This is a genomic window from Cytobacillus massiliigabonensis, from assembly GCF_900199725.1.
In the GTDB taxonomy this organism is placed as follows: Bacteria; Bacillota; Bacilli; order Bacillales; family Cytobacillaceae; genus Cytobacillus; species Cytobacillus massiliigabonensis.
The window spans coordinates 1,922,978-1,942,623 of record NZ_LT904904.1 but is presented as its reverse complement, the minus strand read 5'-3'; the positions used below and the strand labels follow the sequence as shown (position 1 = coordinate 1,942,623).

Below are 19,646 nucleotides of genomic sequence, written 5' to 3'. Positions count from 1 at the left end.
CACCTCTATTGCAGCACTTGATAACTATTTATTATCGATTCAATAATAGCTTTATCAAATGAGCGGTTTTCAAAAGGCTTTCTTTTTAAACGATGTGGGACAACAAGGGCTGCTGCTCTCGAAATATCCTCAACAATAACCTCTGTTCGATTTTCAAATGCAGCAATTGTAATCGCGGTTTTTATCATCGTTATATCACAACGGTGCCCTTCCACTTCATTCATGATTGCAATCTTCACGGCTATTTCAATCAGCTGATCAGGGACTTTCACATCTTTAAGTAGTTTTCTCGCCGATAAAATCGCGTTTCTTAACTGCTGCTGATCGTCGTGGAACCTTTCAATAAATGCATCTGGATTATCTTCAAATTGTAATCTCCGCTGAATAACTTCCATTCGTTTACTTAGTTCTTTCTCCCCATGCACCTCTACTGAAAGTGCAAATCGATCGAGGAGCTGTGGTCTTAAGTCTCCCTCTTCAGGATTCATTGTTCCTACCAAAATAAAATTGGCTGGGTGGGAATGCGAGATGCCTTCACGCTCAATCACATTGACGCCCATTGCGGCTGCATCTAGAAGGACATCGACAATGTGATCTTCTAAAAGATTTACTTCATCCACATACAAAATCTGATTATGTGCCTCTGCTAGAATGCCAGGTTCGAATTTCTTTTCACCGGTTTTAATGGCATATTCCACATCAATTGTTCCCACTACCCGATCCTCTGTTGCACTAATTGGCAGATCAATGACTTTTAAAGAGGCGATCGAATTCTCTTCATTCGTTGCCCAGGAAGGAATAATTTCTGCTAAAGCTCTTACGGCGGTAGATTTCGCTGTTCCTTTTTCTCCGCGAATCAACACTCCGCCAAGGGATGGATTAATCACATTTAAGATTAGTGCTAGCTTCATATTGTCCTGACCAACGATTGCTGTTAAAGGATACAATTTTTGTTTAACCATTATTATTCTCCTTATATCACTATTTTCTGTTTAGTAGACTTATTGGTGTGAAAAATGGGGCTCCATCTTCTTCACTTATTTTTGCATCTATTGAAAAAACGGATCTGAAAAGATTTTGATTAATGACATCAGACGGTGTGCCAGAAGTATAGATTTCCCCATTTTTCATGACAACGATGTGATCACTATATTTAGAGGCTTGATTAATATCATGAAGCACCATCATAATGGTCATATGTAATTCTTTATTTAAATATTTTACAAGCTCCATTATTTCTAACTGATGAGCAATATCTAAATAAGTTGTCGGCTCATCGAGCAGCAGAATCTTTGGTGATTGAACGACAGCCATTGCAATCCATGCACGCTGCCGCTCACCGCCAGAAAGTCTTTTAAGCGATTGATGCTGCAAATGGGTAAGATTAGTAATAGTGATGGCCCAGTTTATCATTTCCTCATCATTTGCTGATAAATTTTCATACCATTTACGATGGGGGAGCCTGCCGTGTGAGACAAGATCCCTAACTGTTAATTCAAGCTCATAATTCTGAGTTTGTGTAAGCATCGTAATTGTTTTCGCAAGCTCACGTGAATGAATGATAGAAACTTTTGTTCCATCAATCGAAACGACCCCTTCATTTGGATGAATCAAATTCGTCATTATTCGCAGCAATGTAGACTTACCAGATCCATTAGGACCGATAATGCTCGTAATTTTTTCTGATTGAACGTGTAAAGATAAATTATGAATGGAAAAAGTTGATGACTGCTTATAGCTGACATGCTCAGCTGCTAGTGAGATTGACATCAAAATCCTCCTTTATTTCTCCTGTAAAATCTTCTGAAGCTCTTTATTTAAGTAATCTAACGATTCAATGACGCGGGGTCCTGGGTTCGATCCGAATAAATTGTTTGGCAATAATATAAAATGTTCATTCTTAACGGCATAAACATTTTTCCATGATGGATTTTTTTCCATTTCCTTTATAAAGCTAACCTTTGCTGCTTCCGCTGAGCCTGGTGAAATTAAGAAAATAGCTTCAGGATCCGCCTCAATAATCCTTTCAATATTTAACTGTGCATATTGAGGGAATTTTTCTAATTTCGGATAGTCTCTAGCAATATTATAGCCGCCAATAGCTTCAAGAAAATTGCCTGATAATGAATTAGGCAATGCAACCATCCAATTGCCTGGAACGCCAAAGATAATCATTGAGCGAAGCTGTTCTTTATTGGCATCCTTAAATTCTGTTATTTTCGTATTGATTTCAGTCATTAATTTCGAAGCTTCTTCCTCTCTGTCCATCACTGTTCCCAGCATTTCAATAGATTGAATAATTTCTTCAATTGATTGTGCACCAGTTAACAACACGTTAATTCCAAGCTGCTTTAGTGCAGGGATATCCTTTGCATTTAATTGTTTATGTGCAATAACTAAATCAGGGCTTAGCTCAGCGACCTTTTCAATATTAATGCTGTTTGTCGAACCGATTTCCGGCACATCCTTTGCCTCTTCCACTTGAATTTCTCCTTCAATTATTGGCCGGCCGACAACCTCTCCTCCTAAAGCATAAATCGTTTCCATATCCCCCGAACTAAAGGCAATGATTCGCTTAGGAACATCTTCAAACTTCACTTCATTATTTGCAAGATCTGTAACAGTAATAGGTGTAGATTGTTCTGTTTTCACCTCTTCAGAAACTTCCTTCTTCTCTTCAGAAACCTGTTCCCTATCAGTCTTTTCCTTTGATAACGAAGCTTCATCGTTGCCGCAGCCAGAAACGGTAAGTAATAAAATTAAAAGTATTGCGAATAAAATTAAGCTTTTTCTTTTTTTCATCTTCGGTATCCCTCATCTTTTCTCTATAGTCTAGTCTCTTTTATCTTTTTCCAATAATGCTGCCTTTTTTTAATAAAAATAAGAAGAATGGTCCTCCCACACTTGCTAATAAAATCCCTACAGGCAGTTCAATCGGATCAAACCAGCTTCGAGCAGCCGTATCTGCAAAAACAACAAGCATTCCTCCAAATAACGCGGATATTGGCAATAGGTACCGATAATCATCGCCAATAAGAATACGGATGATATGCGGAACAACAAGTCCTACAAAGCCTAGTAGGCCAGCAACACTAACTGCTGCACCTGCAAGAAAAGTACTCAATAATATTAATAAAAACCTGCTTTTTTCAACATGATGGCCCAATAATTTCGCCGTATCGTCACCAAGCCTTAAAATATTTGCTGTTCTCGATGCAAATAAGGTGAGAATTAATCCGATTGAAGCATAAGGGAATATCATCCAAAAATGCGGCCAGCTTCTTTCGCTTAATCCGCCCATTAGCCATGGCAGAACAGCTTGAACCTTATCACTGTAGATAATCATAATTGCAGATGTAATCGCTCCCAATAATGTATTGATTGCAACCCCCGCTAATATAAGCTTTAATGGTGAAACTCCCCCATCCCAAGCAAGCAAATACACAAATGCCGCTGCAATGAAAGCCCCAAGAAATGCCCCGAAAGGCAGTAAACTTGTATACTGCGGGAAAATAAGCATGGTAATAATCGCTACAAGTCCTGCACCAGAGGAAATTCCGATAATTCCTGGATCTGCAAGTGGATTCCGCATAATTCCTTGCAGCAAACCTCCAGCAACAGCCAGGCACATCCCTACTAACATCCCCGTTAATATTCTGGGCAGACGTAAATTCCATACAATTTGGTGTTCTAACGATTGATCTTTCACTGTTAATCCAGCCCATATCTCATTAATCGAAAGCTGAACAGATCCAGTTGCAAGTCCGTACAATATTGAAGCAATGACTAGGAAAAAACAAATCAAGTAAAGCAGCATTCTTTTTTTTTGCAGAATATGTTGTCTGTTTATTTGTACTTGTTCATTTAATTGATTCATAGCTTGATCCCTTCAATTTTATAAAGTCTATTATTTTTTGACTATTTATTCCTATCATCACCTTTTTAATTGAAAATGATTATCAATATTAGCTAATATGTGTATAATTGTAGATGATAATCTTTCTCATTACATGTGATTACAATCACATATTTTCAATATTTCATTAATTCAAACAGGAGTGATTTTGTTGGCAGCCGCAACAGAGGTTTTGAATCAATTAAAGACATTTCAGATTTTCGAAGAAGTACATAGCCATCAACTAGAGGAAATCTTACTTGATACTCAAAGTAAAACGTTTGCTAGAAAGACACACCTATTTGCACAGTTTGAACAAATAGAACATCTTTATTTTTTACTGGAGGGACAGGTCAAGCTTTATCGAATGGACCATAGAGGAAATGAACAAATTGTGAATATTGCTTGCGAAGGGGAGATGTTTCCGCATATTGGATTTTTCCGGCCGCAAACTTACCCAGCTTATGCAGAAGCAATGAAAACAACAACTGTTTTAGCTGTTTCTTTACAGCCCTTCAAACGATTCATTCATAATCATCCTGTTGTTTGCGAAAAATTAATAAATATAATGGAGGATAAAATGATTGATTTACAATCGCGATTAGAAGAAAAAATGCTCTATCCGCTATGTGAACAAGTTATATTATTATTAATTAGACTTCGTGACCAATACGGGCAAGAACTTAATAATGAGTGGATTATTATTCGAAATCATTTTTCCAATCGTGAACTAGCCAGCTTAATTGGTTCAACAAGGGAAACGATTAATCGGTATTTGAATGATTTAAGAAAACAAGGAATCGTTAAATTTTCGGATGAGGGAAATATTTTAATTCATAAAAAGAAGTTAAGTAAGATAATTGATTTTAATGTGAGATAAGGACAAAAAAAGGATGAATCCTTCTCTTAAAATTGCTGAAAAGGCTCACCCTCTTTCCTTTATTCTATTTGCAGTTTCTGAATTTTATATTGTAATGTCTGCCTAGGGATTTCAAGAATTTTTGCTGCTTGTTTAATATTTCCGTCAGTTTGCTTCAAGGCACTTGAAATAAGATCCAATTCTAGCTGCAGCAAACTTGATCTTAAAGATAAACACTTATGATTTGTTTTCTCAGTTGTTGACTGAAAATGGTGCTTCAGCATAACTGGAAGATCATCTTCAGTAAGAAGCTCTTGCTCACATACATTCATCATATATTCAATCGTATGTTTGAGCTCTCTCACATTCCCAGGCCAGCTGTAAGTATGAAAAAGGGACATTAGTTCGTCACTTGCACCTTTTATTCCTTTTTTAAATATTTCGTTAAATAATTGCACAAAATGTTTAGTTAAATAACTTAGATCCTCCTTTCTTTCTCGTAAAGGAGGAAGTTTGAAAGTGAGGACATTCAGACGATAAAAAAGATCTGCCCGAATTTGCTGTGTTTCGAGTGCCTTTTTCGGATGTATGTTCATTGCTGCAATGATACGGACATTTACAAAGCTGCTTTCTGTGCTGCCGATCCTTCTTACATGCCCATCTTCTAGCACCCTAAGCAGCTTGGCCTGCAATTCAATTGGCATCATATGAATTTCATCTAGAAAAAGCGTCCCTCCATCGGCAAGTTCAAATAGGCCAGGACGTTCAACAGCCCCTGTATAACTTCCTTTTGATGTCCCAAATAATATACTTTCTAATAAAGATTCGGGAATGGCTGCACAATTTTGTGCAATAAATGGACCATTCTGCCGTAAAGACGCATGATGAATTCCTTGAACTAAAAGTTCCTTTCCACAGCCGCTTTCTCCAAAAACCATTATCGGCGAATCTGACTTTGCAAGCTTCTTTGCATCCTTTTTTACTTCTATAAGTTCAGGATTTACTGTTAGCAAACTATCAAGTGTATACTGAGTACCGCTCGGATTTTTCCTTCTCTTCTTTGTTGGCCCATTCATTTTTTTCTGTAAATCTAGTAAGCTCTCAGAAAGATTTTTTATTCGCGAGTAGTCTTTTGCAATTTCAACCGCCCCCGCAATTTCTCCTTCAACCCGAATAGGCAAAGTTGTATTTATTGTCTCAATTTGTTCCCCATGAACATTAACATAGACTTGGGTTTGATTATATATCGGTTTACTTGTCCTCATTACCTTTAATAAGGTGCTTGATTGTTCTGATAAGGATGGAAATACGGATAACAAGGGTCTTCCCAATACTTCTTTCACTGTCATTCCATCATGTTTTGCTGCAATCTCATTATAGTAAATGGTTTTCCCATGCAAATCTACAACATGAATTCCTTCATCAATTGCATTTAATATCGCTGATAGCACTTCACTTGAATTCACTTTCATTTCAGTGATTCCAATCTCCCCCTATCCTTTCGAAAGGTTTTTCACCCATACATTCATATCTTCTAGCTTGTCAAAAATGTAGCAATTGTTCATTAAACGGCCCCTATAGGTATAACCTAACTGATGTAATGCCGCATTCATCCCGAAAGATAGAGACCTTGCGATAGAATACACACAGTAGATGCCAGACGACTTCAGTTCTTCCTCTAGCTTTTCTAATAAAAATTTCATTAATCCATGCTTTCTGTGCTCCGGTAATGTCGCACAATCGGTTAATTCAGCATTTTTGTATATGGAGTTTACTTCAGCGGAAGCGGCACTTATGATTTCTCCATTTGAAAAGAAGCCAAAATAGATCGTTCCTTCATCAAGAGTTTTTCTAATATATTGCGGATCATTGAGGGGAGTCGGATAGATTTGAAACACTTTTCTATAAAGGGATGCAAGCGCATCGGCATCTTTATAACTGCATTTTTTCAATTGGCAATCGGTTGGAGGCATTATTTGTTTCTGTCCTTTAGTTGCAAGAACCTGTTTGACAATTTGATCCTCTTGGATCCATTGATTGCTTGTCCTTCTTTCATTCGTAAAATATTTACAAAAGAAAAATAAATTGGAGCCAAGAAAATAGCTGTCTATCACTGCCTCACATTGAAACCCATGCTCAACTAATATTTCATATTGCTCAAGTCTTCCTTTAACAATTAGTTTTTCAGCTTGATAAGCCTGTACTAATTCTTCGGCTTTTTCGATAGCTTCAACAATGTTTCCTCTCATATCATCCACACGGAGCCGTTTATTAAAAACATCAATATATATTTCTGATGTGCAGTTTTCAGTCGTTATTAGACCGTTATCAGCAACCATTCATTCTCACTCCTTTTTTCTAACAATACCCGGCTGAATTTGGCCGGGCATTAGTAATTCTATTGTTATCATACTTGCTAGCTTTAATACTACTATAAACTAGGAATCTATTTCACACCAATCTAGAATGGCTAAGGCAATGATTTCTGCTGCTTCAAACACATCATCAATTAAAATATATTCATTTGCATCATGTGCGACCTCTGTCACACCTGGTCCGAATACGACTACTGGGGTGTCGCCAACCCGTGATAGTATTCCTCCATCTGTTCCCCATGGTGATGCTTCAATGATTGGTCTTGAATCTTTAACTTTTTCAAAGCTATTCGTTATCGTATCAAGTAATGGATGATTAGCATCTAGATTCCCAGGCTGCCATCTGCCGCCATACCATTCGACAGTCGGTAGATTTTTACTAAGCCATTCATCTGTATGTGCTAGTTCTTGCAGACAGTTTTCTAATTCCTTTTCAACATCTTCCATCTGCTCATTCGGCGCGACCCCAATCCTTCCTTCAATAACTGCTAGATCAGGAACGGATGAAGGCCATTCCCCACTATACATTTTTCCTATGTTGATTGGAACAGGAATTGGCGTGTTTAGATACAGAGGTTCTGTAATTTTTTCATTACGCTTCCTTTCCAGCTCTTGCAGCTTTGTTATAACAAGCATCGCTTTTTCAATGGCATTAATTCCTTCATATCGCGTCCCGCCATGTGCCGAGCGTCCTTTTACTGTGATTCGAAACCACATGGAGCCTTGCTGCTTTGGGAAGAGCTTCATATTAGTCGGCTCCGGTATAATCGCACCATCTGCTGTATAGCCTCTTAATACAGCTGCTAAGGTTCCTGCACCTCCGCTTTCTTCTTCTATTACACTTTGAAAAATAATATCACCTTTTAATTGTATATCAGATTGAATAATCGCTTCCATTGCTAGAATTAAAGAAACGGTTCCACCCTTCATATCAGTTGAACCACGGCCATATAACTTCCCATCCTCCAGCAAGCCGCTGAAGGGATCATGCTGCCAATCCTTCCGGTCCCCTTCAGGCACAACGTCAATATGGCCATTTAATATGATGGAACGCCCGCCGCCAGTTCCTTTTAATACACCAACAACATTTGGATTTCCTGTAAAGTCTTTTCGGTCCGAACAAAAAACAGGATGCTTAAACAGAACATCCTCGCCAATTTCCCAAATATCTAATGAAAGTCCGAGCTTTCGGCATTTTTCTATAATAATTGCCTGTGCTTTGCTCTCATTCCCTCTTATGCTCCCTTCCTGCACGAGGCGCTGCAGAAAGCGTACTCCTTTTTGGCGATTTCCACGCAGCCATTCTCTTAAACTTTTTTCTTCCTGCATGACAACACTCCTTTTTTCATCCGTGGTAGAAATGTACTCTACCAGTGAATATTACAGCCCGTTTTTGTCCTAATGTCTTCAAATGAATACGGTGAAAATATTTCTTTTAAGTGTAAGCCATCAGTTGTAATTTCGAATACACCCATTTCTGTAATAATTAAATCGACACATCTTGCTGATGTTAAAGGGAGAGAACATTCTTTCACAATTTTGGGTTTCCCATGCTTATCAACATGATTCATCAATACAATGACTTTTTTTGCTTTTTGAGCAAGCTCCATGGCTCCACCCATTCCCGGCACTTTTTTTCCGGGAACGATCCAATTGGCAAGATCTCCTTTTTCGCTAACTTCCAATGACCCAAGAATCGTCATATCTACTCTCCCTCTGCGGATCATTCCAAAAGAAATCGCACTATCGCAATAAGAAGCTCCTGGTACAACTGTTACAGGAAAACCGCCAGCATTACATAGATTTTCATCCTCATCCCCCTTTTTCGGACTTGGACCCATCCCTGTAATCCCATTTTCCGCATGAAACATGACATTAATATAATCTGGTAAATGGTTAGGTACTAGTGAAGGAATACCAATCCCTAGATTTACAACCATCCCATTCTTTATTTCCTCGGCAGCTCTTCTTGCTATTTGATTCCGGACATCTATTCCCAAGCCCATGTCCAATTCACCCCTTTTGAAGAAACGATATAATCTACAAACACACCTGGGGTTGTAATTTCATCAGGTTCTAAGCTCCCTAGCGGAACAATTTCTTCCACTTCGGCAATGGTGATATTCCCAGCCATGGCAACTAAAGGATTGGTATTTCGTGCACTTTTGTCATAAATTAAGTTCCCATATGGATCTGCTTTTTTTGCAAAAATAATAGAAACATCACCCGTCAAAGCGGTTTCAACTAAGTATTCCTTTCCTTCCACTAGCAGTTTTTGTTTTCCGCCCGCAACCATATCATTATCCATGCCGATATCTGATAAAATCGCTCCCAATCCTACTCCCCCAGCACGAATTCTTTCTGCTAAAATTCCTTGGGGTGAAAATTCAACTTCCAGTTTGCCTTCAGTCATTAATTGCCCTGCAACAGGGTTTGAGCCTATATGAGAAGCGATAATTTTAATAGCTCTGCCTTCACTTACTATCTTGCCAATGCCGATATGTGGAAATCCGGTATCATTTCCTATTAGTGTTAATTTTTTTACTCCTTTTTCAAGGATGCCATCAATGATCGTTGGTGGCGATCCAATGCCCCCAAAGCCGCCAAAAATAATCGTCATTCCATCTTGAAAGTTCTCCATTGCTTGTTCCATCGTGATGATTTTATTAAAGGAGTTTTCCATTATGCATCATCCTCTTTTATTAAATAGTTTGCTGTGAATAATTGAAGTGTTTCATGTAGCCGCATCACTAATTCATCTATTTCTGGAATCGTTATCGTTAGAGGAGGAGCAATTAAGATAGCATCTCCGTTCACTCCATCTATCCCTGCACCTGCCGGATAAAGGATTATCCCGCATTTTTCCGCTTGCCCAATGAACTTTTGTGTGAATAGAAATGAGCGTGGAAATGGAGTTTTATTCGCTTGATTTTCCACAAATTCCAGACCAATCATCAGTCCTTTTCCACGAATATCTCCGATGAACGGATACTTCTTCTGAAGCTCAGCTAGTTTTTCAAAGATATACTTGCTTTTCTCGTCAATCTCTTTCATAATTTCGTTTTTATCCAAATATTCCAAGACTGCAAGCGATACAGCACACGATTGCGGATTTGCACTCAATGTATGCCCGCTCATGACAACCTTTGATCCTTGTAAAATAGGTTCCATAATTCGTTCGCTTACCAATGCAGCTGCAATCGGGGCATACCCAGCACCCATTCCTTTTCCAAGTGCGACAATATCAGGCTCAATGTCCCAATGCTCACAGGCAAGCATCGGTCCAGTCCGGCCGAACCCTGTCATTACCTCATCAGCGATGAAAAGAATGTTGTTTTTTTCACAAATCTCTTTGATCACCTTATAGTAATCTTTCGGAGGAGTGATCGCCCCGCCAGAAGCACCAATAATCGGTTCAGCAATAAATGCTGCAATTTGTTCTGCACCTATTCGTTTGATGACGGTATCAAGCTCCTGAGCACAAACATACCCGCATTCTGGTGCCTCACGATTGTAAGGGCATCTGTAGCAATATGGCGGGTGAATAACTGGGAAGTCTTCAAGAAGCGGGATGAATCTTGCTCTTCTGCCGGTATGCCCAGACATAGAGAGAGCTCCAAGCGTGATGCCGTGATAACTCATCCAGCGCGATAGAACTTTATTTTTTGTGTAAACTCCCTTTTCCTGCCAATATTGGATAGCGATTTTCATTGCTGTTTCTGTAGCTTCTGAACCGCTATTCACAAAAAAACTCCAATTTAAATCACCAATTGACAACTCAGCAATCTTTTTTGCAAGATTCTCTGCAGCTTCACTTGTAAACTGTGATCGATAGACAAAGGAAACCCGCTTCGCTTGTTCATGCATCGCCTCAATAATTTCTTCTACACCATGACCAATATTCGCAGTAATCGCTCCCGATGATGCATCCAAGTATTCCTTTCCAGTTTTGTCGTACAAGTAGACTCCTTTTCCATAATCAATGACGGGATAAATCGTTTCGAGCATTGGCTTAATTAAATTTGTTTGCGTCATAAACTCCCTCCATCCAGTTTAAGCAAGTCCAGTGCAATAATTTTCAGCTAATAAAGTATATGAAAGGATTGTCTGATTCTTTCATGGAGAATTTGAAATTCCAGTATTCTACTTATTAAAAAAATAAAAAACTGCCTCCTGAAAGGAGACAGCATCCAAGTTTTTTATTTACCAAGCACCGTAACAGCTTGCACCGATGATGATTAGCAGAATAAACAACACAACAATCAAGGCAAAACCGCCAGAGAATCCACAATTTCCTCCATAAGCACCGCCTACGGGATATCCGTAACCTGAAAAACATGGATCAATACCGCAACCACCATATCCATATTGCATCTTCATTCACTCCTCATAAATTATAGGGCATTTTCCATATTAAATTATGTTGTAGGTGCTTGACCTGTACGGGTATTAGCCCATTTATAAAGAAAAGTTCAAATTCCAATTATCAGACGGACTTTTCTATGTACAAAAATAACCTCTTCATCAAGAAGAGGCAGTGTGTTTAAAACTTATACTTTTTTATATTTCTGCTTCAAACCGCTACTGATACTTTTCCACCGTTTTTTTTCTTCAGACTGAGCCCGCTTATCTTGCTTTCTTTCAAGATAAGCAAGTTCTTTTTGAAGCTTTTTGTAACTAGTTAAGCGATTTTGATCTAATGAGCCATTTTCAATTGCATGAATAACCGCACACCCTGGTTCATTCTCATGTGTGCAATCACGAAATTTGCATTCGTCTGCCATAGTCTCAATATCAGTGAAGCTTTCAGCAAGACCATTTTCACTGTCCCATAGCTGCAGTTCCCTCATCCCAGGAGTGTCAATCAATACTGTTCCCTGAGGCAGCAAAATCAATTCCCGATGGGTGGTAGTGTGTCTGCCCTTGTCGTCCCCTTCACGAATCGTTTGCACTTTTTGTTTTTCATCACCTAAAAGGCAGTTTGTTAAAGTGGACTTTCCTACACCAGAAGATCCTAGGAGTGCAACTGTCTTACCCGGTAATAAATACGGCTGTATATCGTCAAGACCAGTCTCTTCAACCACACTGACCGATACAACCGGAACCCCCATTGCTATTGCATCAACTTCTGCAAGCTTTTCTTCTATATTATTACATAAATCAGCTTTCGTTAAGACAATAACAGGATTTGCACCGCTCTCCCAGGAAAGAAGCAAATACCTTTCTATCCGTCTAAGGTTTAAGTCATCATTTAGCGAATTCACTAAAAAGATCGTATCTACATTCGCTGCAACGATTTGTTCTTCTGTATTTATTCCCGCTGCTTTTCTTGAGAACTTGCTTTTTCTTGGCAGAACCGCATGAATCGTTCCGCGCTTTTCCCCTGCCCTCGTTGTCAAAACAACCCAGTCTCCAACAGCAGGATAATCATCCCTTGAAGCTGCTAAAAAAGAAAATTTACCTGATACTTCACACAAAAGCTCTTCCTCTTCCGTCCAAACCCGATACATTCTTTTATGTTCAAGAGCAACCCGCCCAACAGCATAGCCGGCATCTTTATATTGCTGAAACTCTTTTTCAAAATAATCGTTAAAACCAATTGTTTGTAATTTCAATGTTTGTTCCTCCATGCTATTTAAATTAAGTACAACAAAAAAACCATAGGCAACACAGCCCATGGTTTAATAAGCATAGAAAGACAAACGTAATTCTACAAATATCAAACAGAATGGAATTGGGCTGTGCAAGAATCAATTACAATTAACGTACGAACAATTAATAATTTTTCCATTACACTTCACCCGCCTTTTCATTGATATGTTTTTATTATATGGAATTTTCAGCCATAAGTAAAGCTAAATTTTTGCTTTTTCATAAAACATGTTATTTTTGCGAAAATTACTATTTTATTTGCGAAAACCGCTGTAGATTTGCAAAGATACGATTTTTTTTTGCAAATTCTATGTTTTTTTTGCAAACTGCATTTTAGTTACGAATTCTATATCGTGACACCAACCTAGATCGTTCTGCATATGTTACTAACGTATACGACCTAGATAGGAGCGAGAGGTATGTCTCTAAATAGAAATCAGGAAAATCACTTTCAAAAAGCGGCACATTATGATTTATTAGCCAATTATTATAAATATATAGATCCTGCAATGCATATCGCTTTTTATCAGAAGCACTTAAAATATATGACACTAGCTGCTCATTCTATGCGGACGCACATGAACCTTCCTCAAAACGGGGCAGTTCATCCTGCAAAAATACGTTTCGTTCATGGCTCCAATGATGCATCAAATGTTGATATTTATGTAAATGGTTCAAGGATATTAAAGGACTTCCCATTTAAAGAAGCAAGTACCTACCTATCTCTGCCAGCTGGAAAATATCAAGTAGACATCTATCCTGCTGGGAATATGGTTTCAACCGTCTTAAGCAGAAAGATTATCGTCGGACAAGGAAAAAACTATACTTTCCTATTCAGCGGGACCGGAAAAAGTTTAAAATGGCTTGCTTTGGAAGATGAGCATCACGTGCCACACGGGGAAACAAAATTAAGATTCATTCATTTAGCGGATGATGCACCAGCTTTCGATATTGCGGTAAAGGACAGAGATGTCATTTTCCCTAATATCGCCTACCGCAAATTCACGAGCTATCTCGGACTTTCGCCAATGACCGTTGATCTTGAGGCACGAATTGCAGGATCCAAAAACGTTGTATTATCCATTCCTCACGTTCGTTTAGAACCAAACAAAGTATATTCTATCTTCTTTATTGGATCAGTTGCTGACGGGCCGGAGCTTGAAGCCATAATGTTTGAAGGATAAAAGGCATGACTGCTGTCACGCCTTTTAATCTTTTACTGGGACTAATAAAGTGAAACGTATATCGTCATTTTTTAAGTTGAATTCATCAACCTTTACTTTCACATCACTCTTTAATTTCATTTTTTGCAATGAAACATAAATTTTTTCTTCGTTCGGGTGAATAGTCACCCCTTTTGGAAGTTTATATTTATCGCCAATAAATTTTAAAACATACGAGACTGGTAATTGCAGCTGCCCAACTGATATGGACTTCTGCTGAAGAACAATGTCGCCATTATCTAAAACCTGTGGTTCGAATGTAAGCTTTAGCTGGATATCTTGACTAAAAACAGGAATCAGCCCATATAGTTCTACTTCATCATTTAAAATGACTTTATAATCAATCGCTCCTGTTAAGCCCTCTTTTTTTAGATAATGATTGATTACTTGGTTTAGATCTTGTTTATCTGTTTGAATTTTAAACGGAACATAATCGTCTGTATTTAAATTTTCTGCTATATACTTCTCCTCAGTTGCTGGCGTTTTCAATAATATGAATATAACGAGTAAAAATATTACAATTAAACTAAGCAAAAGAAAAAAAAGCTTTTTCCATTTCTGATCCTTCAATTTCCATTCTCCTTGTTTTCAGCCGTAACTGGAACAGCTGAAGGCTTTTCTAGTATCTCTATATTTATTTTATCGAAAATTCGGTTAGCGATTAATTCATATCCATGATCGTTTGGATGGAAATAATCTGTATGCAGGATTTCTTCCCCTTCATCATAGAAAAGATCTGCAATCTCCACAAAATAAGTATTAGGGTATTCCATTAATACGTTTTTACTTGCATGATTCCACTCTTCAATAATTACATTAATTTCCCTTACATCTGCAAACCACTTAAAAAACGGGTTATACAGCCCAACTAATATGATTTTGCTATTCGGATTTTCGTTGCGGACCGCAGTCAATGCTCCGTGCAAATTATCTTCATATATTCTTCTTTGCGCACTAAAGACTTTGAGATTTAAGTTAGAGAAATTCTCCCGTACAACTTTCATTACATCATTGCCCCCTATAGTTACAATGACATAATCTGCTTCTTTCACAGCTTCCCTTACCTCGCTTGATGCAAGCTTTTTTAAGAGCTGATCCGATCGATTTCCCCTAATTCCGAAGTTGTCAAATAAAGCATCATTAATCGATTTGTCTTTTTCAAGCAATGCCTCTAGATATGGCACATAACCGCCACGTTTTGTAGTATCTCCAACACCTTGTGTTAATGAATCACCAACAGAAACTATTTTAATATCCTGAGGAATAAATTCTTCAGGAACATTTTCCTTGATCATTAATGCTACTTCTTTATGCTGATTTAGTTTTTCCTTTATAACTGAATTAGGATTGCATGAAGCCAAAAACAGTAAACTAAGTAGAATGAATGGCATAATCTTTCTCATTTTATCACCCGGCTTTTTAGAAAAGTGAAGCATCTAGCTGTAGGGCTATTTGACACTTAGTATTGATATTATAACACGTAAAATAGATTACATAACGCTCCAAACCTATTTGATCGTATGTAAATATTGACTAAGAAAAGGATCAAGAAAAAATAGACCTATCGTGTAGGTCTATTGCAATGTCTTTATATCATCAATAATTTCCTCATATGGAACTTCTTTATCACCGGTATATAGCTGTTGAATTTTTCCTTCTTGGTTAACTAAATAAAAATATGATTGATGAATGACAGTATCACTATTTTCAGGCTTTTGTACAATTGTTTTGAAATTTTCCATCGCAAATGCTTCTATATCCTTTTGTGCATATCCAGTAAGAAAATGCCAATTTTTTAAATCTGCATTAAATTGCTTGCTATATTCTGCTAACACTTCTGGTTTATCTACAACTGGGTCTATACTAAAGGAAACAAATTCAATATTTTCAATGTCTTCTTTTTTCGCCATTTCTTGCAATTTGCTCATATTAAAAGTCATTGGCTGACAAATATCTGGGCAGGCTGTATAGATAAAATCTGCAACCCACACTTTTCCTTCTAAATCTGCTAATCCAAAAGATTTATTATTTTGATCTGTGTAAGTAAAATCTGGTACTGGCCAGTTTTTAGCGTCCTTTAATTCCCCTTTGCCACATGCTGAAAGGAGTAGTACGGTTAAAATGCTTATGATTGTCAGTATTCGTATTTTCATTATTGTTATCCGCTCCTATCCATATACGAACCTATTTTAGCAGACGTATAAGAAAGAAGGAAGAAAAATCGGTGACAAACTTGTGAACTAAACTTTTGACTACCCTTTTTATGATAATTTCCCATTATGATTTTTCATGACATCAAAAAAGGATCTAATAAAGGACCGATAATTAAACTGTACGGCAACTTTATGAATTTTAAAATCTTTAGATTCTAAATCAGGAGCTTTTCTGAAATCGCCAATACTTTGCCCGAAAGCAATTCCTTGATCAACTACCACTTGAACAGGGGCTTCCTGATAGACAACATCTGCCTCATCAAATAAAGCCCATAAAGTAAATACATCATGTAATGGGCTACCGCTAATACCTGGATTTGTTTTTTGATAAAATTCATAATAATAATCAACCATCGGTTTTACAATCAATCCCGTTTTGTTCTGAGTTTTTTCATAATGCTGATGAAGGGTATTTATAATAGACGGTGTAATAATGGCAGACATTGTCACATTCAACGGGAGGATATGAAGCTTTTTCGGTGACTCATTAATCAGAATTTTCACTGCATAAGGATCCCCATAAAAATTTGCCTCTGCTACCGGAGTTACATTTCCTGGAAAGTTAAATGCTCCACCCATAATATAGAAATCAGTAATTTTCTTCATTAGATTTGGATACAAAATAAATGCCGTGGCTAATGAAGACAATCTGCCTATATTAACAATTATCAAATTGTTTTCATATTCTTCAATCAATGGAACAATTTCATTAAAGTTTTCAAATAAATCTGGATTCACTTCCATTTGTGGATCAATAGGACCGAGACCCTCGAATCCATGTACTTCAGGATAGTAGACTGGTCTTTCCCCCGTCAGAGGGAGTACAGCTCCTCCAAATGTTGGAATCGTCTTTACTCCCGTGACATTCTGCAAAAACGCCGCGTTTCTCAAAGCATCTTTCCTGGAAACATTTCCATAATCAGCTACAATGCCTACCACATTTATTTCATCAGAAAACAGAGCAAATATCGCAGCAACAATATCATCAATCCCAAAATCACTGAATATAAGGACATTTTTCATTTTTACGCCACCCACCTCCTATTCATAAACATATTCAGGAAGGAGGAAGAAATGGCAATATTTTCATTACTTCATTCTTCAGCTAATGGGATAAAAATTTTAAATGTAGTTCCGATGCCAACTTCGCTTTCCACCGCTATCTTTCCTTTCATTCTTTCTATAATCTGATAGCATACCATCATTCCGATGCCTGTCCCTTTCTCCTTTAATGAATAAAAGGGTGTACCTAATCTTTCCAATTCAGCTTTTGACATACCTATGCCGGTGTCACTAATTTTAAACACACCATATCCATTTTCCTTATAAACAGATAGATTTAAATTGCCACCGTCTTTCATAGCTTCAATGCCATTTTTTAATATGTTTATGAGGACTTGCCTTAATTCACTTGGATTACTCTTTATGTATACCCCATGGTTTAGACTGATCTCAATCGAAATATTCTTCGACATCATTGCATATGAGTTCATTAAATCCATTACCCTAGAAGCAAACTCACCTGCATCCACCAATTCCATATGTTCAATATCAGGCTTAGCCAAGGATAAGTAATCATTAATAATCGTTTCTGCCCTATGCATCTCTTCAATCATCAGTCTAATATACATTCGTTCTTCTTCACTCATCTGTTCTTTTGCCAAGAAAATTTGCAAAAACCCTTTCACAACAGTCATTGGATTTCTAATTTCATGAGCAACTGAGGCAGCCAGCTGTCCAATCGCATTCATTTTTTCTGCACGCTGGAGCTCACGCTGGATTTTTGTTCTATGCAGAATTTGTTCCATTTCATCAATAGCCTCTTCAAATCTATGCAATGGAGCCATATTTTTATTCCCAGTTCCAAATTGTTCAGTCGTTGCTGATAAACGGTCAAAAAGTTGTGAGAGCTGATTCGTCATTGCATTAAATCGTTCGACCAATATTCCTAAATCTGACTGGTCAGCCGTCTTTAATTTCACTTCAAAATTTCCTTTACTAACTTCGTTAAACCCAGAAATTATTTCATTCACAGGATTCAGAAATTTCCTTAAGCCTCTCTTCAATACGAAATAATAAATAATTATAAGAACAAAAAAGATTCCGATAAGATAAAGGGTAATATTCTTTTGGTATTCACTTAGGATGGCAGCATTAATATCCATTGCTAAAATAGCAGCCACTTTGCCATTATGATCTGAAATTGGCACAAAAGAGGTAATCCAAAGACCTAATTCATCCCGATACAGCGGACTAGAAACAATCTTCTCATTTTGTATAGCTTCATTGAACGATTTTAAAAATGTTCCATCAACTTTCAAGGAAGAGAGCGACTTCACGCCCTTTTTTTCGTAGTCTTCTGAGCTAACAAGAACAAATAACTCTCCAGCAGCAGAAACTTCTGGTGCAAGTAAGAAAGCGTTTGAATATGGAGCATTTTCATTGACAAGAGATATGCTATACTTCAAGGATTGAAAAGAAGGATGATCAAGACTTCTTTCCGCTTTTACATTTTTTAAGTCATCGATATTAAGGATTGTCCCCCATAATGTTGACATTTCAACAACGCGAAACCGGAGCTGCTTTTCCATTTGCTTCGTTTGAAGCAATAGACTAATTCCGGCTGTCGAAATAACTAGAATTAAGCTTACAAAAAAGGAGAATAACAAAATTTTTCTGAATAAAGGCAAGTTGTTTAATTGTTCCTTCATTATTCGTTCACCGAGTCCTTTTTCCACTTTATAAACTTTCCATTCGACAGAGGTTTACATAAATCCTCTAAAAACACAAAATTTTACGATTTAAGCACAATTATGTTTTTCAAGATTATTTAGGCTGTTTTTTAATCAATCAGCAATTTTAATTATGCTATGATGTTATTGAAGTGAATAATAAAGAGAAAATAGGTGATTATATGAAAAAAAATATATTTGCATATTTCCTAACTTTTACAACTATCTTCGTTTTACTATCGGCCTGTTCTTCAACTGAGGAGGAAACGAAAGCAAAGAAGGATCAGAACAAGCATTCCTTTCATGCAGAAAATGGTGATTTACGCGAAATGACTGCTTCTATTTCAAAACCGCCAAAATTTCTAGAAGGTCAACATGAACAAATTCAAATGGTTTATAGTGCTGTTGGAGAATACCAAGATCTTTTAGAGAATATTCCATGTTATTGTGGATGTGGCGATTCAGCTGCACATAAGGATAATTATGATTGTTTTATTCATGAAAACAAAGAAAATGGCGAAGTCGTATGGGATGATCATGGAACCCGATGCGGCACATGTCTTGATACAGCAGCAAAAAGCATTAACATGTTAAACGAAGGGAAATCAATAAAAGACATTCGTCAATATATTGATGATACCTACAAAGATGGGTATGCAGAACCTACACCTACTCCATTTCCAGGTTAAAAAGTCTG

General features: G+C 37.4%; 20 protein-coding genes. 3 read left to right on the top strand and 17 right to left on the bottom strand.

Annotated elements, in window-relative coordinates; translation table 11 throughout:
• Window positions 1-5: 5 nt before the first annotated feature.
• Genes C1726_RS20730 through C1726_RS20715 form a run of 4 tightly spaced genes read right to left on the bottom strand, consistent with a single transcriptional unit; the run spans window position 6 to window position 3,877 of the window.
• Window positions 6-962, bottom strand: coding sequence for an ATP-binding protein (locus tag C1726_RS20730; protein ID WP_102274886.1), 957 nt, complete (start codon window positions 960-962; stop codon window positions 6-8).
• Between the two features lie 19 nt (window positions 963-981).
• Window positions 982-1,770 (bottom strand): ABC transporter ATP-binding protein, encoded by a 789-nt coding sequence (locus C1726_RS20725; RefSeq protein WP_102274885.1) that lies wholly within the window; start codon window positions 1,768-1,770, stop codon window positions 982-984.
• A 12-nt stretch (window positions 1,771-1,782) separates the two neighbouring features.
• Complete coding sequence (locus C1726_RS20720) at window positions 1,783-2,802, bottom strand: ABC transporter substrate-binding protein (RefSeq protein ID WP_102274884.1); 1,020 nt, start codon at window positions 2,800-2,802, stop codon at window positions 1,783-1,785.
• Between the two features lie 40 nt (window positions 2,803-2,842).
• A complete protein-coding gene (locus C1726_RS20715) occupies window positions 2,843-3,877 on the bottom strand; it encodes a FecCD family ABC transporter permease (RefSeq protein WP_102274883.1) in 1,035 nt (344 codons plus the stop codon).
• 190 nt (window positions 3,878-4,067) lie between these two features.
• Here C1726_RS20715 and C1726_RS20710 point away from each other — a divergent pair, with 190 nt between their 5' ends.
• Complete coding sequence (locus C1726_RS20710; protein WP_142385103.1) at window positions 4,068-4,775, top strand: Crp/Fnr family transcriptional regulator; 708 nt, start codon at window positions 4,068-4,070, stop codon at window positions 4,773-4,775.
• Between the two features lie 59 nt (window positions 4,776-4,834).
• On the opposite strand, the gene C1726_RS20705 is transcribed toward C1726_RS20710, so the two are convergent.
• The 8 genes from C1726_RS20705 to rsgA form a co-directional block, all read right to left on the bottom strand.
• Window positions 4,835-6,226 (bottom strand): sigma-54 interaction domain-containing protein, encoded by a 1,392-nt coding sequence (locus tag C1726_RS20705; protein WP_322091009.1) that lies wholly within the window; start codon window positions 6,224-6,226, stop codon window positions 4,835-4,837.
• A 21-nt stretch (window positions 6,227-6,247) separates the two neighbouring features.
• Entirely contained in the window at window positions 6,248-7,093 is an 846-nt protein-coding gene (gene ablB, locus C1726_RS20700; RefSeq protein WP_102274880.1) for a putative beta-lysine N-acetyltransferase, read from the bottom strand.
• A gap of 99 nt (window positions 7,094-7,192) precedes the next feature.
• A complete protein-coding gene (locus C1726_RS20695) occupies window positions 7,193-8,458 on the bottom strand; it encodes a peptidase (protein ID WP_102274879.1) in 1,266 nt (421 codons plus the stop codon).
• Between the two features lie 38 nt (window positions 8,459-8,496).
• On the bottom strand, window positions 8,497-9,135 hold the full coding sequence (locus tag C1726_RS20690; protein ID WP_102274878.1) for a 3-oxoacid CoA-transferase subunit B: 639 nt from the start codon (window positions 9,133-9,135) through the stop codon (window positions 8,497-8,499).
• A complete protein-coding gene (locus C1726_RS20685; protein WP_102274877.1) occupies window positions 9,120-9,812 on the bottom strand; it encodes a CoA transferase subunit A in 693 nt (230 codons plus the stop codon). Before C1726_RS20685 ends, C1726_RS20690 begins: the two co-directional genes overlap by 16 nt.
• Window positions 9,812-11,164: an aspartate aminotransferase family protein gene (locus C1726_RS20680; protein ID WP_102274876.1), complete on the bottom strand. Its 1,353-nt coding sequence runs from the start codon at window positions 11,162-11,164 to the stop codon at window positions 9,812-9,814. The genes C1726_RS20685 and C1726_RS20680 overlap by 1 nt, the downstream gene beginning before the upstream one ends.
• Window positions 11,165-11,332: 168 nt before the next feature.
• A complete protein-coding gene (locus tag C1726_RS20675; RefSeq protein WP_102274875.1) occupies window positions 11,333-11,503 on the bottom strand; it encodes a YjcZ family sporulation protein in 171 nt (56 codons plus the stop codon).
• A 176-nt stretch (window positions 11,504-11,679) separates the two neighbouring features.
• Complete coding sequence (gene rsgA / locus C1726_RS20670) at window positions 11,680-12,744, bottom strand: ribosome small subunit-dependent GTPase A (RefSeq protein WP_407642048.1); 1,065 nt, start codon at window positions 12,742-12,744, stop codon at window positions 11,680-11,682.
• Between the two features lie 456 nt (window positions 12,745-13,200).
• Between rsgA and C1726_RS20665 the strand changes: the two genes are divergently transcribed.
• Window positions 13,201-13,965: a DUF4397 domain-containing protein gene (locus C1726_RS20665; protein WP_102274874.1), complete on the top strand. Its 765-nt coding sequence runs from the start codon at window positions 13,201-13,203 to the stop codon at window positions 13,963-13,965.
• Window positions 13,966-13,989: 24 nt separating this feature from the next.
• Here C1726_RS20665 and C1726_RS20660 read toward each other — a convergent pair whose 3' ends face one another.
• The 5 genes from C1726_RS20660 to C1726_RS20640 form a co-directional block, all read right to left on the bottom strand.
• Entirely contained in the window at window positions 13,990-14,574 is a 585-nt protein-coding gene (locus C1726_RS20660) for a YpmS family protein (protein WP_102274873.1), read from the bottom strand.
• Window positions 14,571-15,407 (bottom strand): SGNH/GDSL hydrolase family protein, encoded by an 837-nt coding sequence (locus C1726_RS20655; protein WP_102274872.1) that lies wholly within the window; start codon window positions 15,405-15,407, stop codon window positions 14,571-14,573. The genes C1726_RS20660 and C1726_RS20655 overlap by 4 nt, the downstream gene beginning before the upstream one ends.
• A 171-nt stretch (window positions 15,408-15,578) precedes the next feature.
• Complete coding sequence (locus C1726_RS20650; protein ID WP_102274871.1) at window positions 15,579-16,157, bottom strand: SCO family protein; 579 nt, start codon at window positions 16,155-16,157, stop codon at window positions 15,579-15,581.
• Between the two features lie 108 nt (window positions 16,158-16,265).
• Entirely contained in the window at window positions 16,266-17,240 is a 975-nt protein-coding gene (locus tag C1726_RS20645) for a nucleoside hydrolase (RefSeq protein ID WP_102274870.1), read from the bottom strand.
• A gap of 71 nt (window positions 17,241-17,311) precedes the next feature.
• Window positions 17,312-18,928, bottom strand: coding sequence for a sensor histidine kinase (locus C1726_RS20640; RefSeq protein ID WP_102275880.1), 1,617 nt, complete (start codon window positions 18,926-18,928; stop codon window positions 17,312-17,314).
• Between the two features lie 203 nt (window positions 18,929-19,131).
• Here C1726_RS20640 and C1726_RS20635 point away from each other — a divergent pair, with 203 nt between their 5' ends.
• Window positions 19,132-19,638, top strand: coding sequence for a PCYCGC motif-containing (lipo)protein (locus tag C1726_RS20635; protein ID WP_102274869.1), 507 nt, complete (start codon window positions 19,132-19,134; stop codon window positions 19,636-19,638).
• Window positions 19,639-19,646: the final 8 nt, after the last annotated feature.

Excerpts from the sequence above, each read along its gene's own strand:
- C1726_RS20730 (WP_102274886.1), bottom strand. The coding sequence starts at position 962 with ATGGTTAAACAAAAATTGTATCCTTTAACAGCAATCGTTGGTCAGGAC.
- C1726_RS20725 (WP_102274885.1), bottom strand. The coding sequence starts at position 1,770 with ATGTCAATCTCACTAGCAGCTGAGCATGTCAGCTATAAGCAGTCATCA.
- C1726_RS20720 (WP_102274884.1), bottom strand. The coding sequence starts at position 2,802 with ATGAAAAAAAGAAAAAGCTTAATTTTATTCGCAATACTTTTAATTTTA.
- C1726_RS20715 (WP_102274883.1), bottom strand. The coding sequence starts at position 3,877 with ATGAATCAATTAAATGAACAAGTACAAATAAACAGACAACATATTCTG.
- C1726_RS20705 (WP_322091009.1), bottom strand. The coding sequence starts at position 6,226 with ATGAAAGTGAATTCAAGTGAAGTGCTATCAGCGATATTAAATGCAATT.
- ablB (WP_102274880.1), bottom strand. The coding sequence starts at position 7,093 with ATGGTTGCTGATAACGGTCTAATAACGACTGAAAACTGCACATCAGAA.
- C1726_RS20695 (WP_102274879.1), bottom strand. The coding sequence starts at position 8,458 with ATGCAGGAAGAAAAAAGTTTAAGAGAATGGCTGCGTGGAAATCGCCAA.
- C1726_RS20690 (WP_102274878.1), bottom strand. The coding sequence starts at position 9,135 with ATGGGCTTGGGAATAGATGTCCGGAATCAAATAGCAAGAAGAGCTGCC.
- C1726_RS20685 (WP_102274877.1), bottom strand. The coding sequence starts at position 9,812 with ATGGAAAACTCCTTTAATAAAATCATCACGATGGAACAAGCAATGGAG.
- C1726_RS20680 (WP_102274876.1), bottom strand. The coding sequence starts at position 11,164 with ATGACGCAAACAAATTTAATTAAGCCAATGCTCGAAACGATTTATCCC.
- C1726_RS20675 (WP_102274875.1), bottom strand. The coding sequence starts at position 11,503 with ATGCAATATGGATATGGTGGTTGCGGTATTGATCCATGTTTTTCAGGT.
- C1726_RS20665 (WP_102274874.1), top strand. The coding sequence starts at position 13,201 with ATGTCTCTAAATAGAAATCAGGAAAATCACTTTCAAAAAGCGGCACAT.
- C1726_RS20655 (WP_102274872.1), bottom strand. The coding sequence starts at position 15,407 with ATGAGAAAGATTATGCCATTCATTCTACTTAGTTTACTGTTTTTGGCT.
- C1726_RS20650 (WP_102274871.1), bottom strand. The coding sequence starts at position 16,157 with ATGAAAATACGAATACTGACAATCATAAGCATTTTAACCGTACTACTC.
- C1726_RS20645 (WP_102274870.1), bottom strand. The coding sequence starts at position 17,240 with ATGAAAAATGTCCTTATATTCAGTGATTTTGGGATTGATGATATTGTT.
- C1726_RS20640 (WP_102275880.1), bottom strand. The coding sequence starts at position 18,928 with ATGAAGGAACAATTAAACAACTTGCCTTTATTCAGAAAAATTTTGTTA.
- C1726_RS20635 (WP_102274869.1), top strand. The coding sequence starts at position 19,132 with ATGAAAAAAAATATATTTGCATATTTCCTAACTTTTACAACTATCTTC.